The sequence below is a fragment of the Vibrio hippocampi genome, from assembly GCF_921292975.1.
In the GTDB taxonomy this organism is placed as follows: domain Bacteria; phylum Pseudomonadota; class Gammaproteobacteria; order Enterobacterales; family Vibrionaceae; genus Vibrio; species Vibrio hippocampi.
Map to the genome: position 1 here is coordinate 1 of NZ_CAKLCM010000002.1, position 14,232 is coordinate 14,232.

Here is a 14,232-nt window from a genome sequence, read left to right on the forward strand (position 1 = left end):
GAATGCTACGGTGAATACGTTCCCGGGCCTTGTACACACCGCGTCACACCATGGGAGTGGGCTGCAAAAGAAGTGGGTAGTTTAACCTTCGGGAGGACGCTCACCACTTTGTGGTTCATGACTGGGGGTAAGTCGTAACAAGGTAGCGCTAGGGGAACCTGGCGCTGGATCACCTCCTTAACGATAAGATTATTGCGATGAGTGTTCACACAGATTGATGGTTTATAGATTAAAGACGATACTGGGTCTGTAGCTCAGGTGGTTAGAGCGTTCGCCTGATAAGCGAGAGGTCGGTGGTTCAAGTCCACTCAGACCCACCAATACTCCTAACGGATTTTGGCATACAGTATCAAACACCTGATGGGGCTATAGCTCAGCTGGGAGAGCGCCTGCCTTGCACGCAGGAGGTCTGCGGTTCGATCCCGCATAGCTCCACCATCTTTAAGCGCATTAGTGATAGTGTCTTTAGAAATGGTTTCCTTCTTTATAGAGAAGGTGAAACATTGCTCTTTAACAATTTGGAAAGCTGACGAATAACAACAATCCCTTATCTTTAGATAAGCGTTGTTATTCAAATAAAAGTTCTCAAATCCTAGTGATTCTTTTCAATAAAGAATGATTAGGTACCAACACACATTCAAGTGTTCTTGGAAACAACATAACTTCGGTTGTGTTTGTTCACTTTTTGCTTCTGCTTTTTTATAAAAAGCGGAAATAAAGAGTTATTTGAGTCCGGCAAAATCAAAGCTATCTCGCTCATTCAAATAATGAGATAGCGACTTTGGTTGTTTAACGACAGCGCCAAGATTTCTTTAGAAACTCTTTGGGGTTGTATGGTTAAGTGACTAAGCGTACACGGTGGATGCCTTGGCAGTCAGAGGCGATGAAAGACGTAGTAACTTGCGATAAGCCCAGATTAGGTAGTAACAACCTGTGAGTCTGGGATGTCTGAATGGGGAAACCCACTAGCATAAGCTAGTATCATTAACTGAATACATAGGTTAATGAGGCGAACCGGGGGAACTGAAACATCTAAGTACCCCGAGGAAAAGAAATCAACCGAGATTCCGAAAGTAGCGGCGAGCGAAATTGGATTAGCCCTTAAGCTTTTAGCACGTCAGGTGAAGAGTCTGGAAAGTCTCGCAATAAAGGGTGATAGCCCGTAACCGACAACGTGCAATCAGTGAAAACGAGTAGGGCGGGACACGTGATATCCTGTCTGAATATGGGGGGACCATCCTCCAAGGCTAAATACTCCTGACTGACCGATAGTGAACAGAGTACCGTGAGGGAAAGGCGAAAAGAACCCCTGAGGGGAGTGAAATAGAACCTGAAACCGTGTACGTACAAGCAGTAGGAGCCTCTTTTATGGGGTGACTGCGTACCTTTGTATAATGGGTCAGCGACTTATATTCAGTAGCAAGGTTAACCGAATAGGGGAGCCGTAGAGAAATCGAGTCTTAACTGGGCGTCGAGTTGCTGGATATAGACCAAACCAGGTGATCTAGCCATGGGCAGGTTGAAGGTTGAGTAACATCAACTGGAGGACCGAACCGACTAATGTTGAAAAATTAGCGGATGACTTGTGGCTAGGGGTGAAAGGCCAATCAAACCTGGAGATAGCTGGTTCTCCCCGAAAGCTATTTAGGTAGCGCCTCGGACGAATACTACTGGGGGTAGAGCACTGTTAAGGCTAGGGGGTCATCCCGACTTACCAACCCTTTGCAAACTCCGAATACCAGTAAGTACTATCCGGGAGACACACGGCGGGTGCTAACGTCCGTCGTGGAGAGGGAAACAACCCAGACCGCCAGCTAAGGTCCCAAAGTATAGCTAAGTGGGAAACGATGTGGGAAGGCTTAGACAGCTAGGATGTTGGCTTAGAAGCAGCCATCATTTAAAGAAAGCGTAATAGCTCACTAGTCGAGTCGGCCTGCGCGGAAGATGTAACGGGGCTAAGCTATACACCGAAGCTGCGGCAATAACTTTTAAGTTATTGGGTAGGGGAGCGTTCTGTAAGCCGTTGAAGGTGAACTGTAAGGTTTGCTGGAGGTATCAGAAGTGCGAATGCTGACATGAGTAACGATAAAGGGGGTGAAAAACCTCCTCGCCGGAAGACCAAGGGTTCCTGTCCAACGTTAATCGGGGCAGGGTGAGTCGACTCCTAAGGCGAGGCCGAAAGGCGTAGTCGATGGGAAACGGGTTAATATTCCCGTACTTCTTACAATTGCGATGGGGGGACGGAGAAGGCTAGGTGGGCCTGGCGATGGTTGTCCAGGTTCAAGTGCGTAGGCTGAAGGTTTAGGTAAATCCGGACCTTCTTAAGGCTGAGACACGACGTCGAGCATCTACGGATGTGAAGTCATTGATGCCATGCTTCCAGGAAAAGCCTCTAAGCTTCAGATTGTAAGGAATCGTACCCCAAACCGACACAGGTGGTCGGGTAGAGAATACCAAGGCGCTTGAGAGAACTCGGGTGAAGGAACTAGGCAAAATGGTACCGTAACTTCGGGAGAAGGTACGCTCTTAGCGGTGAAGTCCCTAGCGGATGGAGCGGCCGAGAGTCGCAGATACCAGGTGGCTGCAACTGTTTATTAAAAACACAGCACTGTGCAAAATCGTAAGATGACGTATACGGTGTGACGCCTGCCCGGTGCCGGAAGGTTAATTGATGGGGTTAGACTTAGGTCGAAGCTCTTGATCGAAGCCCCGGTAAACGGCGGCCGTAACTATAACGGTCCTAAGGTAGCGAAATTCCTTGTCGGGTAAGTTCCGACCTGCACGAATGGCGTAATGATGGCCACGCTGTCTCCACCCGAGACTCAGTGAAATTGAAATCGCTGTGAAGATGCAGTGTACCCGCGGCTAGACGGAAAGACCCGTGAACCTTTACTACAGCTTGGCACTGAACATTGACCCTACATGTGTAGGATAGGTGGGAGGCTTTGAAGACGGTACGCTAGTATCGTTGGAGCCGTCCTTGAAATACCACCCTTGTAGTGTTGATGTTCTAACTTAGACCCCTTATCGGGGTTGAGGACAGTGCCTGGTGGGTAGTTTGACTGGGGCGGTCTCCTCCCAAAGAGTAACGGAGGAGCACGAAGGTGGGCTAATCACGGTTGGACATCGTGAGGTTAGTGCAATGGCATAAGCCCGCTTGACTGCGAGAATGACAATTCGAGCAGGTGCGAAAGCAGGTCATAGTGATCCGGTGGTTCTGAATGGAAGGGCCATCGCTCAACGGATAAAAGGTACTCCGGGGATAACAGGCTGATACCGCCCAAGAGTTCATATCGACGGCGGTGTTTGGCACCTCGATGTCGGCTCATCACATCCTGGGGCTGAAGTCGGTCCCAAGGGTATGGCTGTTCGCCATTTAAAGTGGTACGCGAGCTGGGTTTAGAACGTCGTGAGACAGTTCGGTCCCTATCTGCCGTGGGCGTTGGAAGATTGAAGGGGGCTGCTCCTAGTACGAGAGGACCGGAGTGGACGAACCTCTGGTGTTCGGTTGTCATGCCAATGGCATTGCCCGGTAGCTAAGTTCGGAATCGATAACCGCTGAAAGCATCTAAGCGGGAAGCGAGCCCTGAGATGAGTCTTCCCTGGCACTTTAAGTGTCCTAAAGGGTTGTTCGAGACTAGAACGTTGATAGGCAGGGTGTGTAAGCGTTGTGAGGCGTTGAGCTAACCTGTACTAATTGCCCGTGAGGCTTAACCATACAACACCCAAAGGGTTTTGATGGACTCAAAGCAAGAACAGATTGAATGTGTGAGAACTTAAAGCTTTCCAGATTTTTACCTTTAGCTTTTTAAAGCTGAAAGTAAGCAAGAATTTTGCTTGGCGACCATAGCGTTTTGGACCCACCTGATCCATTCCCTCAGAAGTGAAACGAAACAGCGCCGATGGTAGTGTGGGGCTTCCCCATGTGAGAGTAGGTCATCGCCAGGCTTTAAATCTCGACTCTGCTTAGTTTCTAAGCAAGTCACCATAAGGTTCTAAAAATAATTAGAATTTTATGTTGACTTTCAAAGTGGAGAGCGTATTATACGCGTCCTGCTTAAGTGTTAAGGCACTGAAAGCCAGCTCTTTAACAATATAAACCTATCAATCTGTGTGGGCACTCGTTGATGATAATCAAAAAGAGATACTTCGGTATCCACTTAGATTTCAATGAACTGAGTGACCAAGCAAGTCGAAAGACTTGGCACAGTCAATTCATTATCATTCTGTTGGAATGGTAATAGCTTTAAAATTACTTCTTACTTTCGAGTAAGGACAGTTTTGAAGTCAGTATTCGTTGAGTCTCCCCTATTTATAGGGAATCAAAATCTTAAATTGAAGAGTTTGATCATGGCTCAGATTGAACGCTGGCGCAGGCCTAACACATGCAAGTCGAGCGGAAACGAGTTATCTGACCCTTCGGGGAACGATAGCGGCGTCGAGCGGCGGACGGGTGAGTAATGCCTGGGAATATGCCTTGATGTGGGGGATAACCATTGGAAAACGATGGCTAATACCGCATAATGCCTTCGGGCCAAAGAGGGGGATCTTCGGACCTCTCGCGTCAAGATTAGCCCAGGTGGGATTAGCTAGTTGGTGAGGTAATGGCTCACCAAGGCGACGATCCCTAGCTGGTCTGAGAGGATGATCAGCCACACTGGAACTGAGACACGGTCCAGACTCCTACGGGAGGCAGCAGTGGGGAATATTGCACAATGGGCGCAAGCCTGATGCAGCCATGCCGCGTGTGTGAAGAAGGCCTTCGGGTTGTAAAGCACTTTCAGTCGTGAGGAAGGGGTATGCGTTAATAGTGTATATCTTTGACGTTAGCGACAGAAGAAGCACCGGCTAACTCCGTGCCAGCAGCCGCGGTAATACGGAGGGTGCGAGCGTTAATCGGAATTACTGGGCGTAAAGCGCATGCAGGTGGTTCGTTAAGTCAGATGTGAAAGCCCGGGGCTCAACCTCGGAACTGCATTTGAAACTGGCGGACTAGAGTACTGTAGAGGGGGGTAGAATTTCAGGTGTAGCGGTGAAATGCGTAGAGATCTGAAGGAATACCGGTGGCGAAGGCGGCCCCCTGGACAGATACTGACACTCAGATGCGAAAGCGTGGGGAGCAAACAGGATTAGATACCCTGGTAGTCCACGCCGTAAACGATGTCTACTTGGAGGTTGTTCCCTTGAGGAGTGGCTTTCGGAGCTAACGCGTTAAGTAGACCGCCTGGGGAGTACGGTCGCAAGATTAAAACTCAAATGAATTGACGGGGGGCCCGCACAAGCGGTGGAGCATGTGGTTTAATTCGATGCAACGCGAAGAACCTTACCTACTCTTGACATCCAGAGAAGCCGGAAGAGATTCTGGTGTGCCTTCGGGAGCTCTGAGACAGGTGCTGCATGGCTGTCGTCAGCTCGTGTTGTGAAATGTTGGGTTAAGTCCCGCAACGAGCGCAACCCTTATCCTTGTTTGCCAGCGAGTAATGTCGGGAACTCCAGGGAGACTGCCGGTGATAAACCGGAGGAAGGTGGGGACGACGTCAAGTCATCATGGCCCTTACGAGTAGGGCTACACACGTGCTACAATGGCGCATACAGAGGGCGGCCAACCAGCGATGGTGAGCGAATCCCAAAAAGTGCGTCGTAGTCCGGATTGGAGTCTGCAACTCGACTCCATGAAGTCGGAATCGCTAGTAATCGTAGATCAGAATGCTACGGTGAATACGTTCCCGGGCCTTGTACACACCGCCCGTCACACCATGGGAGTGGGCTGCAAAAGAAGTGGGTAGTTTAACCTTCGGGAGGACGCTCACCACTTTGTGGTTCATGACTGGGGTGAAGTCGTAACAAGGTAGCGCTAGGGGAACCTGGCGCTGGATCACCTCCTTAACGATAAGATTATTGCGATGAGTGTTCACACAGATTGATGGTTTATAGATTAAAGACGATACTGGGTCTGTAGCTCAGGTGGTTAGAGCGTTCGCCTGATAAGCGAGAGGTCGGTGGTTCAAGTCCACTCAGACCCACCAATACTCCTAACGGATTTTGGCATACAGTATCAACACCTGATGGGGCTATAGCTCAGCTGGGAGAGCGCCTGCCTTGCACGCAGGAGGTCTGCGGTTCGATCCCGCATAGCTCCACCATCTTTAAGCGCATTAGTGATAGTGTCTTTAGAAATGGTTTCCTTCTTTATAGAGAAGGTGAAACATTGCTCTTTAACAATTTGGAAAGCTGACGAATAACAACAATCCCCTTATCTTTAGATAAGCGTTGTTATTCAAATAAAAGTTCTCAAATCCTAGTGATTCTTTTCAATAAAGAATGATTAGGTACCAACACACATTCAAGTGTTCTTGGAAACAACATAACTTCGGTTGTGTTTGTTCACTTTTTGCTTCTGCTTTTTTATAAAAAGCGGAAATAAAGAGTTATTTGAGTCCGGCAAAATCAAAGCTATCTCGCTCATTCAAATAATGAGATAGCGACTTTGGTTGTTTAACGACAGCGCCAAGATTTCTTTAGAAACTCTTTGGGGTTGTATGGTTAAGTGACTAAGCGTACACGGTGGATGCCTTGGCAGTCAGAGGCGATGAAAGACGTAGTAACTTGCGATAAGCCCAGATTAGGTAGTAACAACCTGTGAGTCTGGGATGTCTGAATGGGGAAACCCACTAGCACAAGCTAGTATCATTAACTGAATACATAGGTTAATGAGGCGAACCGGGGGAACTGAAACATCTAAGTACCCCGAGGAAAAGAAATCAACCGAGATTCCGAAAGTAGCGGCGAGCGAAATTGGATTAGCCCTTAAGCTTTTAGCACGTCAGGTGAAGAGTCTGGAAAGTCTCGCAATAAAGGGTGATAGCCCCGTAACCGACAACGTGCAATCAGTGAAAACGAGTAGGGCGGGACACGTGATATCCTGTCTGAATATGGGGGGACCATCCTCCAAGGCTAAATACTCCTGACTGACCGATAGTGAACCAGTACCGTGAGGGAAAGGCGAAAAGAACCCCTGTGAGGGGAGTGAAATAGAACCTGAAACCGTGTACGTACAAGCAGTAGGAGCCTCTTTTATGGGGTGACTGCGTACCTTTTGTATAATGGGTCAGCGACTTATATTCAGTAGCAAGGTTAACCGAATAGGGGAGCCGTAGAGAAATCGAGTCTTAACTGGGCGTCGAGTTGCTGGATATAGACCCGAAACCAGGTGATCTAGCCATGGGCAGGTTGAAGGTTGAGTAACATCAACTGGAGGACCGAACCGACTAATGTTGAAAAATTAGCGGATGACTTGTGGCTAGGGGTGAAAGGCCAATCAAACCTGGAGATAGCTGGTTCTCCCCGAAAGCTATTTAGGTAGCGCCTCGGACGAATACTACTGGGGGTAGAGCACTGTTAAGGCTAGGGGGTCATCCCGACTTACCAACCCTTTGCAAACTCCGAATACCAGTAAGTACTATCCGGGAGACACACGGCGGGTGCTAACGTCCGTCGTGGAGAGGGAAACAACCCAGACCGCCAGCTAAGGTCCCAAAGTATAGCTAAGTGGGAAACGATGTGGGAAGGCTTAGACAGCTAGGATGTTGGCTTAGAAGCAGCCATCATTTAAAGAAAGCGTAATAGCTCACTAGTCGAGTCGGCCTGCGCGGAAGATGTAACGGGGCTAAGCTATACACCGAAGCTGCGGCAATAACTTTAAGTTATTGGGTAGGGGAGCGTTCTGTAAGCCGTTGAAGGTGAACTGTAAGGTTTGCTGGAGGTATCAGAAGTGCGAATGCTGACATGAGTAACGATAAAGGGGGTGAAAAACCTCCTCGCCGGAAGACCAAGGGTTCCTGTCCAACGTTAATCGGGGCAGGGTGAGTCGACTCCTAAGGCGAGGCCGAAAGGCGTAGTCGATGGGAAACGGGTTAATATTCCCGTACTTCTTACAATTGCGATGGGGGGACGGAGAAGGCTAGGTGGGCCTGGCGATGGTTGTCCAGGTTCAAGTGCGTAGGCTGAAGGTTTAGGTAAATCCGGACCTTCTTAAGGCTGAGACACGACGTCGAGCATCTACGGATGTGAAGTCATTGATGCCATGCTTCCAGGAAAAGCCTCTAAGCTTCAGATTGTAAGGAATCGTACCCCAAACCGACACAGGTGGTCGGGTAGAGAATACCAAGGCGCTTGAGAGAACTCGGGTGAAGGAACTAGGCAAAATGGTACCGTAACTTCGGGAGAAGGTACGCTCTTAGCGGTGAAGTCCCTAGCGGATGGAGCGGCCGAGAGTCGCAGATACCAGGTGGCTGCAACTGTTTATTAAAAACACAGCACTGTGCAAAATCGTAAGATGACGTATACGGTGTGACGCCTGCCCGGTGCCGGAAGGTTAATTGATGGGGTTAGACTTAGGTCGAAGCTCTTGATCGAAGCCCCGGTAAACGGCGGCCGTAACTATAACGGTCCTAAGGTAGCGAAATTCCTTGTCGGGTAAGTTCCGACCTGCACGAATGGCGTAATGATGGCCACGCTGTCTCCACCCGAGACTCAGTGAAATTGAAATCGCTGTGAAGATGCAGTGTACCCGCGGCTAGACGGAAAGACCCCGTGAACCTTTACTACAGCTTGGCACTGAACATTGACCCTACATGTGTAGGATAGGTGGGAGGCTTTGAAGACGGTACGCTAGTATCGTTGGAGCCGTCCTTGAAATACCACCCTTGTAGTGTTGATGTTCTAACTTAGACCCCTTATCGGGGTTGAGGACAGTGCCTGGTGGGTAGTTTGACTGGGGCGGTCTCCTCCCAAAGAGTAACGGAGGAGCACGAAGGTGGGCTAATCACGGTTGGACATCGTGAGGTTAGTGCAATGGCATAAGCCCGCTTGACTGCGAGAATGACAATTCGAGCAGGTGCGAAAGCAGGTCATAGTGATCCGGTGGTTCTGAATGGAAGGGCCATCGCTCAACGGATAAAAGGTACTCCGGGGATAACAGGCTGATACCGCCCAAGAGTTCATATCGACGGCGGTGTTTGGCACCTCGATGTCGGCTCATCACATCCTGGGGCTGAAGTCGGTCCCAAGGGTATGGCTGTTCGCCATTTAAAGTGGTACGCGAGCTGGGTTTAGAACGTCGTGAGACAGTTCGGTCCCTATCTGCCGTGGGCGTTGGAAGATTGAAGGGGGCTGCTCCTAGTACGAGAGGACCGGAGTGGACGAACCTCTGGTGTTCGGGTTGTCATGCCAATGGCATTGCCCGGTAGCTAAGTTCGGAATCGATAACCGCTGAAAGCATCTAAGCGGGAAGCGAGCCCTGAGATGAGTCTTCCCTGGCACTTTAAGTGTCCTAAAGGGTTGTTCGAGACTAGAACGTTGATAGGCAGGGTGTGTAAGCGTTGTGAGGCGTTGAGCTAACCTGTACTAATTGCCCGTGAGGCTTAACCATACAACACCCAAAGGGTTTTGATGGACTCAAAGCAAGAACAGATTGAATGTGTGAGAATTTGAACAGCTTTCCAGATTTTTACCTTTAGCTTTTTAAAGCTGAAAGTAAGCAAGAATTTTGCTTGGCGACCATAGCGTTTTGGACCCACCTGACTCCATTCCGAACTCAGAAGTGAAACGAAACAGCGCCGATGGTAGTGTGGGGCTTCCCCATGTGAGAGTAGGTCATCGCCAGGCTTTGAACATTGTCTATTTAAAGCCCTTTTTTGGTCAGACTTTAGATAGTACCACTGCGGAGTGGTAGTTCAGTTGGTTAGAATACCGGCCTGTCACGCCGGGGGTCGCGGGTTCGAGTCCCGTCCACTCCGCCACTTATTTCTGACAAAGTTAAGTCATTAAAATAACGACAGGGGTGTAGCTCCAATTGGCAGAGCAGCGGATTCCAAATCCGCGTGTTGGGAGTTCGAATCTCTCCACCCCTGCCATCTATTCAAGGCTCCAGCAGAAATGCTGGAGCCTTTTTCTTTATCTTAAGAAAAGAAGCAGCGGATTCCGCCACTACTTACTCCTTCCATTCATCCATTTTGTATTAAGTTCGATATTTAGACCAATTGATTACTCACAATTAATTGCGTTTTTCTCAACACGTTCTAACTCTTATTATTAAAGCGGTTGTTCAAATCAGGTAATTTGCGATCTCTTAACAATGCGACTGGAGAAACATCACATTTTTGACTATGTTTATCAGTAATTCAGTGAATTAGTTGTGTGTTTTCTGAGGTATTTTGCGTTAGAACTGATCTCACGCTTAGTGTGAAATGGTCTTTAATTTGGTGGGTAAGGAATACTGTTATGACAATGATATCAGCAAGGCAGTTTGCCCGATGGCTCAGAGAGCGGTTTGCTTTAGAAAAGTCTGGTGTGATTTTGACTCGTCAGGATATAAACCAATTATCGGGGCGTCAGAGCTTTACCCTAGGTTTTATTAATGACATTCATTATGAGTTGATGCAGCATGGCATCGCTTTTGTGACTGATACGAGCCGTGAAAAGTTCTATTTAATTCCGGTCAACTCTGCCGAAAACTGGAGAAAAAAATTGGAAATTCAGTACGAGAAGGAGTTGTACTGCAATGTATTTCCAATTGAAAAATCAGGATAAACAAAAGCCCGCTGAAAAAGCGGGCTTTCTTATCTTTGGTGCTGTTCGTTACGTTAAACCTTGAATGATAACAAACTTCTCTAGCAATTCTTCTTCAGTTTCAACATGTTTAGGGTCGGTAACAATACAGTTTGTAATAGGACATACTGACTGGCACGTAGGTGCGTCATAATGCCCCTTACATTCAGTGCATAGATCAGGGTCGATCTGATAGATTTCATCCCCCATGGTGATCGCGCCGTTTGGACATTCCGGATCACACATATCACAGTTTATGCACTTATTGGTAATCAGCAAGGCCATGCTTATTTGCCTGTCGGATTACGAGTATCTTGACCTGAGTTTAGATTACGCATTAATAGCGCATACTCAAGGTCCATATCTTGAGGGACAGGAATAAACACAAAGTGACCATTGCCTTTTGCGTCATCGATCGATTCTGACTTACGGTTTTCCATGACTTCAAGTGTAAAGACAACATTGCCCTTAGGTGTCATTAGCTCTAGGCTATCACCCACGATGAATTTGTTCTTCACTTCTACTTCCGCAAGATCACCACGACGTTTCCCCGTGAACTCACCAACAAATTGCTGAGAATCAGATACAGAGTAGCCGTAATCATAGTTTTGATACGCGTCATGAGTATGGCGGCGTAGGAAGCCTTCTGTATAACCACGGTGAGCAAGGCTCTCTAATGTTCCCATGAGCGTTTCGTCGAAAGGTTTACCTGCGACAGCGTCATCGATCGCTTTGCGATAGACCTGAGCGGTACGCGCACAATAGTAGAATGACTTAGTACGCCCTTCGATCTTAAGCGAGTGGACGCCCATCTTAGTTAAACGCTCAACGTGCTGTACTGCACGAAGGTCTTTAGAGTTCATGATGTAAGTACCATGCTCATCTTCAAACGCCGCCATCTTTTCGTCAGGGCGGTGGCTTTCTGAAAGCAGTACGACTTCATCACTTGGCTTGCCTAGACCCAGGGTGTTGTCGGGACGCTCGTCTTGCACTTCAATCGCTTGCGCTTCAGGCGTGAACTGTTCAACAATTTGCCCAGCATCGTTTTCTGTTGCTTGCTCGACTTTGTACTCCCAACGACATGCGTTAGTACAGGTACCTTGGTTAGGGTCGCGCTTGTTGATGTAACCAGATAGCAGGCAACGACCTGAGTAGGCCATACATAGCGCGCCGTGTACAAATACTTCCAACTCTGTCTCTGGACAGTGTTCACGGATCTCTTGAATTTCCTCTAGAGAAAGCTCGCGAGAGACGATCACACGCTCAACGCCATTCGCCGCCCAGAACTTAACCGTCGCCCAGTTAACCGCGTTTGCTTGCACTGACAGGTGGATAGGCATCTCTGGGAATGCTTCACGTACCATCATAATAAGCCCCGGATCAGACATAATAAGTGCGTCTGGACCCATTTCTACGACAGGCTTTAGGTCACGGATAAAGGTTTTTAGTTTTGAGTTGTGCGGTTGGATATTACAAACCACATATAACTTCTTGCCTAACGCATGAGCTTCATCGATACCGATCTGTAGATTCTCATGATTGAATTCGTTGTTACGTACACGGAGGCTATAACGAGGTTGACCGGCGTAAACCGCATCGGCACCGTAAGCAAACGCATAGCGCATATTTTTTAGGCTGCCCGCGGGAGACAGGAGTTCTGGAGTAAACATTGCTTCTTCTCTATATCTGATTTCAAGTCAGTAAAGCGCCACCTAATGGCACTAAGGGGCGCAAATTTTACGCTAATATAGAGACTATTCCAAGCTAATGATTGAATAGAAATAAGGCTCGAGAGTCTCGAGCCTTAGGTTTATTGCTGTGGTAGTCCGCCAAGTGCCTGATATAGGTCAGGTAATAAAGCGCTCAGCTCACCACACAATAGTGAGAAGTCTGCATCCAGTCTTGCGGCGGCATCTTCACGTGGGATGTCGTCATTTTGATCTTTGAGATCGTCACTGAATTTGAGGCGTTTAATACTGCCATCTTCAGCGAGAACAAATTCAATTCGCTCTTGCCAGTTTAAGGCTAATTTAGTTACAAGCTTGTTAGCGTCGATATGCGCGATAATCTCTTCGCTCGCTAACTCCTGTTTCTTACAGCGAATGATGCCACCTTCTTCCAAAATTGACTTAAGCTCGGCTTCGTCAAGGAGTTGGAACCCTGTTGGGGCTTGGTTGGTTTTTACCCACTCTGTCAATGTGTTTTCGATTGGCTGTTCAGGGATAGCGGGAATTACAGGCAAGCTACCCATGGTCTTGCGCAGCAGAGCAATCACATCTTCTGCTTTCTTATAGCTAGCGGCATCAACAATCACAAACCCTTCTTTTGGCATAATAAGCATGAAAGTTAGGTTGCTGCGGCTAAAGGCGCGTGGCAATAGATCGATAATAATGTCGTCTTTGAGGTCGTCTTTTTCTTTCTTTTTAAGAGGGCGGCCTTCTTGCTGCTCTAGTGCGTCGACTTTATCGTTTAGCGACTCTTTGATCACCGAGGCTGGCAACATTTTTTCTTCTTTCTTTGCACACAACAAAATACGATTGTCAGAGACATGAGTCATCATATCGCCGTGCTTTCCTAGCGCGTGTACCCAGCCAAACTTTTGCTTATCTTGGCTGCCGCACGGGGTAAAGCGAAACTCTTCTAGCTGCTGCTCAAGTTTATCGGCGTTAAACTCAAGTTCCTTGTTAAAACGATAAACCAGACAGTTTTTAAACCACATAATTAATTTTCACCATTTGACGAGATTGCTGCACATCATAGGCAATTTTTGTCGAATTGTCTTAGCCTAAATCTGCATAATGACAATAGATTTTGTGAGAAGGTTATATTAAAAATTGTTTTCACTGGTCACAAAAGTGTCATACTAATTACTGATAATGTATCAAGTTGATTAGATTCCATATTCCATAAGGTTATTCAGATATGTCTAGAAGGATCCTAGTAGTAGAGGATGAAGCGCCAATTCGTGAGATGCTGTGTTTTGTGTTAGAGCAGAAAGGCTACCAAGCCGTTGAAGCTGAAGATTACGATACCGCAGTCAATAAGTTGGCGGAACCCTATCCCGATCTTGTCCTTCTTGATTGGATGCTTCCTGGGGGGTCGGGAATCAATTTTATCAAGCACATGAAGCGAGAAGAACTGACTCGCAATATTCCCGTTGTGATGCTCACCGCTCGTGGTGAAGAAGAAGATAAAGTACGCGGTTTGGAAGTGGGTGCGGATGATTACATCACCAAGCCATTTTCACCTAAAGAACTTGTTGCCCGTCTTAAAGCCGTGATTCGTCGAGTGACTCCGACTGCGCTCGAAGATGTTATTGATGTGCAAGGTCTTAAACTTGACCCTGTCTCACACCGTGTCACGGCGAATGACCAGCCGTTAGACATGGGACCAACCGAATTCAAAATGCTGCACTTCTTTATGACTCACCAAGAGCGAGTCTATAGCCGTGAGCAGCTATTAAATAATGTCTGGGGTACCAATGTTTACGTCGAAGATAGAACGGTTGACGTACATATTCGTCGCTTGCGTAAGGCGTTAGAATCAGCAGGACACGATAAACTTATTCAGACCGTTCGAGGCGCTGGCTATCGATTCTCGACTAAAGGCTAGCATCGAACTGGA

General features: G+C 47.8%; 5 protein-coding genes, 6 tRNA genes and 6 rRNA genes. 14 read left to right on the forward strand and 3 right to left on the reverse strand.

The genetic code is table 11. The features are described 5' to 3' along the window. From L9Q39_RS02480 to L9Q39_RS02540, 13 genes are all read left to right on the forward strand, one after another. Positions 1-180 (forward strand): 16S ribosomal RNA (locus L9Q39_RS02480); the annotation flags it as partial. A gap of 63 nt (positions 181-243) precedes the next feature. Continuing rightward, positions 244-320 (forward strand) — tRNA-Ile (locus tag L9Q39_RS02485). Between the two features lie 42 nt (positions 321-362). Next, positions 363-438: transfer RNA gene (locus tag L9Q39_RS02490), tRNA-Ala, on the forward strand. Between the two features lie 397 nt (positions 439-835). Continuing rightward, positions 836-3,718 (forward strand): 23S ribosomal RNA (locus tag L9Q39_RS02495). 118 nt (positions 3,719-3,836) lie between these two features. Next, positions 3,837-3,948, forward strand: a 5S ribosomal RNA gene (gene rrf, locus L9Q39_RS02500). Positions 3,949-4,332: 384 nt separating this feature from the next. Continuing rightward, positions 4,333-5,886, forward strand: a 16S ribosomal RNA gene (locus L9Q39_RS02505). 63 nt (positions 5,887-5,949) lie between these two features. Then, positions 5,950-6,026, forward strand: a tRNA-Ile gene (locus L9Q39_RS02510). A gap of 41 nt (positions 6,027-6,067) precedes the next feature. Then, a tRNA-Ala gene (locus L9Q39_RS02515) sits at positions 6,068-6,143 on the forward strand. A 398-nt stretch (positions 6,144-6,541) separates the two neighbouring features. Beyond that, positions 6,542-9,430, forward strand: a 23S ribosomal RNA gene (locus L9Q39_RS02520). A gap of 120 nt (positions 9,431-9,550) precedes the next feature. Further along, positions 9,551-9,666: ribosomal RNA gene (gene rrf / locus L9Q39_RS02525) — 5S ribosomal RNA — on the forward strand. A 57-nt stretch (positions 9,667-9,723) separates the two neighbouring features. Continuing rightward, positions 9,724-9,800 (forward strand) — tRNA-Asp (locus L9Q39_RS02530). Positions 9,801-9,837: 37 nt separating this feature from the next. Next, positions 9,838-9,914 (forward strand) — tRNA-Trp (locus L9Q39_RS02535). Positions 9,915-10,281: 367 nt separating this feature from the next. After that, positions 10,282-10,590 (forward strand): hypothetical protein, encoded by a 309-nt coding sequence (locus L9Q39_RS02540; RefSeq protein WP_237483555.1) that lies wholly within the window; start codon positions 10,282-10,284, stop codon positions 10,588-10,590. Positions 10,591-10,638: 48 nt separating this feature from the next. Here the strand turns inward: L9Q39_RS02540 and L9Q39_RS02545 are convergent, their stop codons facing one another. The 3 genes from L9Q39_RS02545 to rdgC form a co-directional block, all read right to left on the reverse strand. Next, positions 10,639-10,893 carry a YfhL family 4Fe-4S dicluster ferredoxin gene (locus L9Q39_RS02545; RefSeq protein WP_237483556.1) on the reverse strand — a complete coding sequence of 85 codons (255 nt, stop codon included), beginning with the start codon at positions 10,891-10,893 and terminating at the stop codon, positions 10,639-10,641. Between the two features lie 2 nt (positions 10,894-10,895). Beyond that, positions 10,896-12,278, reverse strand: coding sequence for a prephenate-dependent tRNA uridine(34) hydroxylase TrhP (trhP, locus tag L9Q39_RS02550; protein WP_237483557.1), 1,383 nt, complete (start codon positions 12,276-12,278; stop codon positions 10,896-10,898). Between the two features lie 140 nt (positions 12,279-12,418). Beyond that, the gene (gene rdgC, locus L9Q39_RS02555) at positions 12,419-13,327 is read right to left on the reverse strand and encodes a recombination-associated protein RdgC (protein WP_237483558.1); all 909 of its coding nucleotides are present in this window, start codon (positions 13,325-13,327) and stop codon (positions 12,419-12,421) included. 203 nt (positions 13,328-13,530) lie between these two features. Here rdgC and phoB point away from each other — a divergent pair, with 203 nt between their 5' ends. After that, positions 13,531-14,220: a phosphate regulon transcriptional regulator PhoB gene (gene phoB / locus L9Q39_RS02560; protein WP_237483559.1), complete on the forward strand. Its 690-nt coding sequence runs from the start codon at positions 13,531-13,533 to the stop codon at positions 14,218-14,220. Positions 14,221-14,232 lie beyond the last annotated feature (12 nt).